The sequence below is a fragment of the Syntrophomonas sp. UBA5494 genome, from assembly GCF_002426325.1.
In genome coordinates this window covers 1-7,006 of record NZ_DIPG01000009.1, presented here as the reverse complement: position 1 = coordinate 7,006, position 7,006 = coordinate 1, and the positions used below count along the sequence as shown (strand labels likewise).

7 protein-coding genes are annotated in these 7,006 nt (G+C 47.0%); 2 read left to right on the top strand and 5 right to left on the bottom strand.

Features of this window, described 5'->3' with window-relative positions:
- Window positions 1-302: 302 nt before the first annotated feature.
- On the top strand, window positions 303-986 hold the full coding sequence (locus B3W37_RS01015; protein ID WP_483174520.1) for a response regulator transcription factor: 684 nt from the start codon (window positions 303-305) through the stop codon (window positions 984-986).
- On the opposite strand, the gene B3W37_RS01010 is transcribed toward B3W37_RS01015, so the two are convergent.
- The 3 genes from B3W37_RS01010 to B3W37_RS01000 all read right to left on the bottom strand — a co-directional run bounded on the left by B3W37_RS01010 (window position 983) and on the right by B3W37_RS01000 (window position 5,412).
- A complete protein-coding gene (locus B3W37_RS01010) occupies window positions 983-2,980 on the bottom strand; it encodes a sensor histidine kinase (RefSeq protein WP_483174519.1) in 1,998 nt (665 codons plus the stop codon). The genes B3W37_RS01015 and B3W37_RS01010 overlap by 4 nt on opposite strands.
- Before the next feature lie 426 nt (window positions 2,981-3,406).
- Entirely contained in the window at window positions 3,407-4,456 is a 1,050-nt protein-coding gene (locus tag B3W37_RS01005) for a DMT family transporter (protein WP_483170893.1), read from the bottom strand.
- A 125-nt stretch (window positions 4,457-4,581) separates the two neighbouring features.
- The gene (locus tag B3W37_RS01000; RefSeq protein WP_483170910.1) at window positions 4,582-5,412 is read right to left on the bottom strand and encodes an undecaprenyl-diphosphate phosphatase; all 831 of its coding nucleotides are present in this window, start codon (window positions 5,410-5,412) and stop codon (window positions 4,582-4,584) included.
- Between the two features lie 112 nt (window positions 5,413-5,524).
- Between B3W37_RS01000 and B3W37_RS00995 the strand changes: the two genes are divergently transcribed.
- The gene (locus B3W37_RS00995; RefSeq protein ID WP_483174518.1) at window positions 5,525-5,728 is read left to right on the top strand and encodes a hypothetical protein; all 204 of its coding nucleotides are present in this window, start codon (window positions 5,525-5,527) and stop codon (window positions 5,726-5,728) included.
- Between the two features lie 124 nt (window positions 5,729-5,852).
- Here B3W37_RS00995 and B3W37_RS00990 read toward each other — a convergent pair whose 3' ends face one another.
- Window positions 5,853-5,999, bottom strand: a complete 147-nt coding sequence (locus B3W37_RS00990; RefSeq protein ID WP_483170892.1) for a DUF433 domain-containing protein — start codon at window positions 5,997-5,999, stop codon at window positions 5,853-5,855.
- Window positions 6,000-6,026: 27 nt separating this feature from the next.
- Complete coding sequence (locus B3W37_RS00985; protein WP_483170890.1) at window positions 6,027-6,584, bottom strand: hypothetical protein; 558 nt, start codon at window positions 6,582-6,584, stop codon at window positions 6,027-6,029.
- Window positions 6,585-7,006: the final 422 nt, after the last annotated feature.

The window sequence follows — 7,006 nt, the reverse complement described above, 5'->3', positions numbered from 1 at the left end:
CAAATGCCTTGGGGACCAACTAGATGACGGTCTGGCCGTTCATGAAGTGAATATCCAGCAAAACATCGGATATGCTTTCCCCCCCACAGGTTATACCGACCATTCGGATTTTCTCCATCTCGCTCACCTCCTCATAGTTCCCTGTTCCCCACCAAGCATTTCCAGTCTAGTACCCCTTTTAGCTTCTGTGTAAATTGCTAAGAAATCTTAACAGTTTTTTTGCAGGATTTTTCTCCCCTAATCAATAATCTTGAAATATGGAATTTCTTTAAGGGAAAATCCAGAGTGGAGTGAAAGATAAAATGAAACCAGCAAGAATCCTGATAGTCGAGGATGAGGAGCAAGTGCTGTCTATGAACCGGGAATATCTGGAGGATGAGGGCTACACTGTGGCCTGTGCAGAGAATATTGCCCAGGCACGCTTCTTGCTGGAAGAACACACACCAAACCTGATTTTGCTGGATGTGATGCTGCCGGACGGCCTTGGCTGGGACTTCTGTATGGAACTGCGGCAAAAAACAAACGCCCCCATCATCTTCCTAACTGGCAGGGATGAAAATGAAAGCGTTGTGAAGGGCTTACTCAGAGGCGGAGACGATTATGTCACCAAGCCCTATGATATGAGTATCCTGGGCGCGCGGATAGCTGCACAGCTCCGCCGTGCGGGAATTGCCGCACAGCAGGTTCTGGAGCTTCCTCCCCTTTCCGTTGACACCCTGACCGGGGAAGTAACCCTGTCCGGTCAGCCGGTGAACCTTACCAAAAAAGAATATCAGCTTCTAATCTGCTTTATGCAGTTTCCGGGGCAAAGGCTCAGTCGGGAGGAAATCTATCAACGCGCCTGGGGCGAAGCCGCCGAAAACTCCCGGACCATCACCGTACACATCACCAACCTGCGCAAAAAACTGGCCATGAATAACGACGGCTGGTTTGAAATCCGCAGCAGCGGCAAGGACGGCTACCTGTTCAGCAAAGTGCGCTATTAGCCCCCGGCAATGGGCAGGGTAAAGCTGAAGGTACTGCCCTTCCCCTCCTCGCTTACGGCGGAAATCCTTCCGCCATGGGCTTCCACAATGTGTTTACAGATGTAAAGACCCAATCCGGTGCCGATATCCTGACCGCCGCCGGATTTTTTCTTTGTGACATGCCGGTCAAAGATAAAAGGAAGCAGCTCCGGGCTGATTCCGGTTCCGGTGTCGGCAACACTAATGTTCATAAAGCCGTCCTCCGGTCCGGCGGACACAGTAATCAGACCGTTCACCGTAAAGCGTACGGCGTTGGAAATCAGGTTGACAATTACCTGAGAAACGCGTTCGGGGTCGGCCAGTATGTCCGGCAATCTTTCTTCGATGTGCAGCTCCAGCCGGTTGTTGTTTTTGTTCAGGATAGGGTAATAAATGGAGATGGCGATATTGATGATTTCGTCAGCGCCGCAAATTTTCGGTTCAATGGTCATGCGGCCTTCCTCGATGCGGGTTACATCGAGAATCTGCCCCACCATAAGCCCCAGCCGCTTGGCCTCGGAGGAAATCACTTTAATTTTTTCAACTGCCTCCGCAGTTTTGTGGGGAGACAAGAGCAGCTGCTGCTCAGCGTTCTGCGCATAGCCGGAAATTACCGCCAGCGGGTTTTTTAACTCGTGGGAGACACTGTCCAAAAACTCCGTCTTCATTTGATCCAGGTTTTCCAGTGCGGCTTTTTCCACCGCCAGACGCTGCCGCTGCTCTTTTACTTGCGACAGCACCCGGTTGTTCATGAGGAACAGGGAGACCGTCTGTGCCAGCACGAAGACCAGCATGGCGGCCTCGGAGACAGGCAGGTTGACCTTCGCGTCGCCGAAAATATCGCTGTACATGAGGATATCGCCCACGGCGGCCAGAAAGAACACGCCGATGCCGTACATGGCGGCGGCCTGCTCCTTGGTCGGGCGGCGCATTTTCCAGAACAGGCTGGAAATACCGGGAACGATGGTCAGCACCAGCAGCGCCTGATAATAGCCGAGCGCGGATGTATAGAACACGGAATCGCCTAACAGAACGCAGGCGCCGTACAAGAGTGAGCCGGCGATGGCAGCATACTGCATGACGCTCATGAATCTGCCGGCGTACTGCCCCAGATACAGCGACAAGAGAATTGTCAGCAGCACCACACTCAGGTATTCCAGCATGAAAGAGACGTTTCCCGATAGAGGAAAGTATGTCCAGGCCTGACTCTGGATACTTTCCCGCAGCGCCATGACGATGCAGGCCAGGGCAAAATACAGGGTAGCCCGGGTGCGGGAGAGCAGCAGGTAGATACCCAGCAGCAAGACGGCCGCGCACAAAAGCGCGCCCATAATGGCGATTCCCTTGATCCGCTCGGCAAAGAACGGGTCGGAACCCGTTGCGGATTCGCTCAGATAGAGCTCGGCCAGGGTGGCCCCGCGCTTGGCATGGTAAAATTGCGCGCTGTTCAAGAGAATGTCGATTTCTCCGTTGGCGGTCGCCGACCCGTGAAAGGAGATGTTGTTTTCCCAAACCTCCGTGTCCTGCTTGGTGGCGCCGAGTCTGCCGGTTTCCCCCGCAAGCGCTCCGTTCACATAGACCCGCATGGCGTGGCGGCCGGAGAGCTTGAAGGTCAGGGCGTATACCCCGCTGTCTTCAGGAACCTTCAGCACAAACCGCTGGGAGAGGTAGTCGGCCCGGATTTCCCCGAACCGGTCGGTGCTCTCGGGAACAGCGGTATCGGCGTTTTCCGGGGATAAGTAGGTGTTGGGATAATAAGTATCGCCGGGGGCGAGGTAAATCGCGGGAGTGTCCGGAGCGATGATTCCGGTCAGGTCATAAACGCCGTTTTGCTCCGTGACCATGATGCTCTTCGGGGCGCCGCCTAGCATTACCGGCAACCGGACCAGCAGCATCAGGGCCAGAACCGTCAGCGCTGCTCCAAGGACGATGGCTATCAGCTTGTGTTCACCGGGCAGCTTCCGAATGAGAATCACCTCCGCGTCAGTTGTTTATTTTATACTAAGTTTTGACAGCATCCGGCAATATAACGTATGCTACGCTCCCCGCCAAGGGGACACAGCCCCTGCTGCTCCAACCAGGCAGCCATCCAGATTGGGGAATTCCCATAAACCCGCCAGCAACCCTTCCCCAGAGCGCCGCCGGATCAGGGTCCTGCCCTGGAAAACCAGGCCAGCACGGTTCTTTGCTGCATGGTGCGGGACTTGGGGGGAGATTTAACCGGCAGCCTGTTCGCCGTCCCCTCCCGATAAGCAGCACACATGGTCTGCAGAGGACAGAGCTCGCAGACCGGCGTGGCATGGGGCAGACATACCATGGCTCAGGGCTCTCCAGCAGCACTGCACCGCCATGCATCACTTGTTTTCATAAGCTATTCAAAAATACATGCCGCATCCAACCTGCTAATGCGTATGCTGGTGATGAAGATCCGGCCAATGCGAATGCTTATGTTCATATGTTTTGTGAGTATGTTCATGACTGTGTTCACCTATGATTTCGAGATCATGCAAGTGATGATGATGAGCATCGGTATGGTTGTGTTTATGCTCATGAACCTGCTCTTCATGAACGTGGTCGTGCTCATGCGCTTCTGACACAGCACAATATGTACCGATAAGCATGACAACTAACGCGATTAAGAAAGTCCCGGTCATTCCCTCCTGTAACACCAGCCAGGAAACTAAAACCCCGATAAATGGCGCGGCGGCATAATAGGCGCTGGTCCTTGCAGCTCCAAGTTCTCTTTGTGCTTTAATATAAAAGAAAATACTCAGTCCATAAGCGACAAAACCTAATAGTAAGGCCAGGGCAATATATATTAAATTACTGCTGTATTCTTTCAGGAAAAAGGAAATGATGAGAGTCCCGATACCCGATCCAAATCCTTTCACTACTACTATTTGCATAGGGTCTTTTAGAGACAGCATGCGGGTACAGTTATTTTCAAATCCCCAGCAAACACATGCCAGCAAAACAAATATCGATCCGCTGGAAAAAGTGACGCTGCCTAAATTTTGAGCTGACAAAAGCATACTGGAAAGAGTAATAAGCGTGATAGCAATCCACATTCTCCGCCCGATTGCTTCTTTGAATACCATAAGGGCTATTAGAGAAGTAGCCACTATTTCAAAATTATTCAGTAAAGAAGCATTGGCCGCAGTCGTCATGGTAATCCCCAGCATAAGCAAAACAGGTGCAGCAATATCCAGAAGAATCATGCCAACTATATAAGGCCAATCTTTTATATTCATTTTCGCTTCTACTGGTTCTCTCTGGCTTAATACATTTATCCCATGGACTACTAGCATTCCGAGACCAGCACCAAGATATAATAGTGATGCCATTAAGGTCGGCGGTATCTCAATAAGCAGCAGTTTTGAAGCAGGCGAACTTATGCCGTAAAGGGCCGCCGCCATGATTGCCATGAATATCCCGGTTTTATTGTTTCCCATATGAATAATCGCTTTCTTTTACCTTACTTCGATATTTTAAACAAATCACACTCGGGCAACCAAAAACGCCATTGAACACAGCAACTATTATGTGTAACCCGGCTATTGGGTTTATATTATCATCATCATATAAATGGAGATAATGCAAAATATGTGAGGATCAAGACCCCTAAGACTATTCGGTACCACCCGAAGACCTTGAAGTCGTGGTTTTTGATATACCCCATTAAAAATTTGATCGCGAGCACAGATACTACGAATGCTACAACCATGCCGGTTAATAAAATGCTGATTTCCCATAGCGTCAAACTAAAACCAAATTTAAAGATCTTTAATGCACTTGCCCCGAACATTATAGGAATAGACAAGAAGAACGAATATTCTGCCGCAATGTAACGAGAAGCACCCAGTAAAATCCCACCCAGGATGGTAGCGCCCGAACGTGACGTCCCAGGAATTAATGACAAGACCTGAAAGATTCCTATAAAAAAGGCTGTTTTATAGGATAAATCGTTGAATGTCTGAATCCCGGTTTGACGTCCTTGATTGCGGTTTTCAATTACAATAAAAAGAATTCCATATACAACCAGCATAACTGCAACCGTTAAATAATTGTAAAAGTGATCGTTGAGCCAATCATCAAACAGAAATCCTAATACTGCGGCAGGAACTACTCCAATCATCACTTTATACCAAATCAGCATGGTATCTTTCTTCTCCTGACTGGATTTGTCAGGCGAGAAGGGATTCAACTTGTGCCAATAGAGCAGGACTACCGCCATAATGGCCCCCAACTGTATGACCACAAAGAACATCTCTTTGAATGCTGCTGTGGCTTCTAATTGGAGGAATTCCTCAACTAGAATCATATGCCCGGTACTACTTATCGGAAGCCATTCGGTGATCCCTTCCACGGTTCCTAAGAAAACCGCTTTTAACAGTTCCACAAAAAGCATTATTTTCACCTTTATAATTTCAGTATTCCATTAATATTAGGTTCTCAGGATGGCGGCAGGCACTAACATAGTCTGCGTGATGACTCCCAGAGAACTAAGAAAATCCATTAACATGAGTATAATACGTATCAGCCGCATTCCTCAATCGGAGACTTGTGCCCAGACCAGGTTTGCCATGGCGAGCTTACCCAAGCTGCTTGAAAATATCAAAACTAGAAAGGAATTTAACGTAGAAATCCACTTATCGTGTCTTGACAATGGGGGCATTATAAAAAGACCCTTGCGGGTCTTCTATCGAGTGATCACTCGCTATTAGTCTGGTGGAGGCGGGGGAGTCGAACCCCCGTCCGAAAGAAAGACCAGAAGAGTCTCTCCGAGCGCAGTCAGTGTTTTGTGCTTCGCGCGCGGGGCGCTCAATCTTGAATTTCATCAATATCCCCCTAGATTGCGATAACCTGTTCCTTGGTCAACATTGCAGCATAAGCTAGCGCGGCATTAATATCTTCAACCGTTAGAGAGGGGTAGCTTTTTAGTATCTCATCTTTATCTAATCCCGCAGCCAGATTGTCAAGAATAATGAAAACCATTGCTGATGGAGTAGTATAGGCTTTTAATTAATAAAGCAGTTTATCCGTTTCAATTACCAGAAGTATACACATAGTGCTGATTGCAAAAAAATACAAGTTGGCTTTGAGACTTATTTTCAATACATAGCTGCTTCTCAATATAAGCAGAAATAACAACAATATGACAATAATCGCTATTGTATAGGTGCCCATATTTAGCATTGCCGATATCTTTGCTTCATCTTGCATATTAAATCCCCCAAATATAATCGAGAAAAAGCGGACGAAGGCCGCAAAAAAGACAGCGGGGTATACATAAAGGCTCTTTGTTTTTTCAATGATTAATAAAAAGATCATCGCTTGAAGTATGGTAAATGCCGGTCCTCCCATAGCGGAATATAGAGCATGACTTTCATCGATGAAGAATCCGCTCTTTGGTTCTACATGATTTAGACTTATAATCATATCGTTTCCTAATATTTCTCCAACAATCCAATGCCCGAATTCATGAAAGAGATATGTCAGAAACGCGACAGGTATAAAAAGCAATGCCAGCTTCCAATTAATTCTGCTTTCAGCTAAATCGTTTATTATTCTCTCCTGCATTTTTTACTCCACTCCCATTTGTCGTCCGTTTGAAATGCAGTTATTTTTTATCTACTCATTAAGCCTTAAATTGTTAGAAAACCCCGTTTTCATGAACACCCATGAACAAACCCTCCTTTCTTATCTTGTAGTTTATTCATCTAGAGGGAAATAATTCCTGTGAATTCCACCCAAATCCTTTCGGCAAAAACCCTTTGATATCCTGTTCTTTCATTTCATTTAGAATATTTACCTTATTTAAATACAGTAAATATAGTCCTTTTAAAAAAAGGATTTAAAGGATATATGTGGTATTAATTAAAAATATGTGATTTATATAAAACAAGCATGCAGGGGGAATTAGTATGAGCTTTTACAAACATGGTAAATTAAATTTAGTTCTTTTTAGTACTGTATTAGTGACAATTCTTTTGTATTTTAGC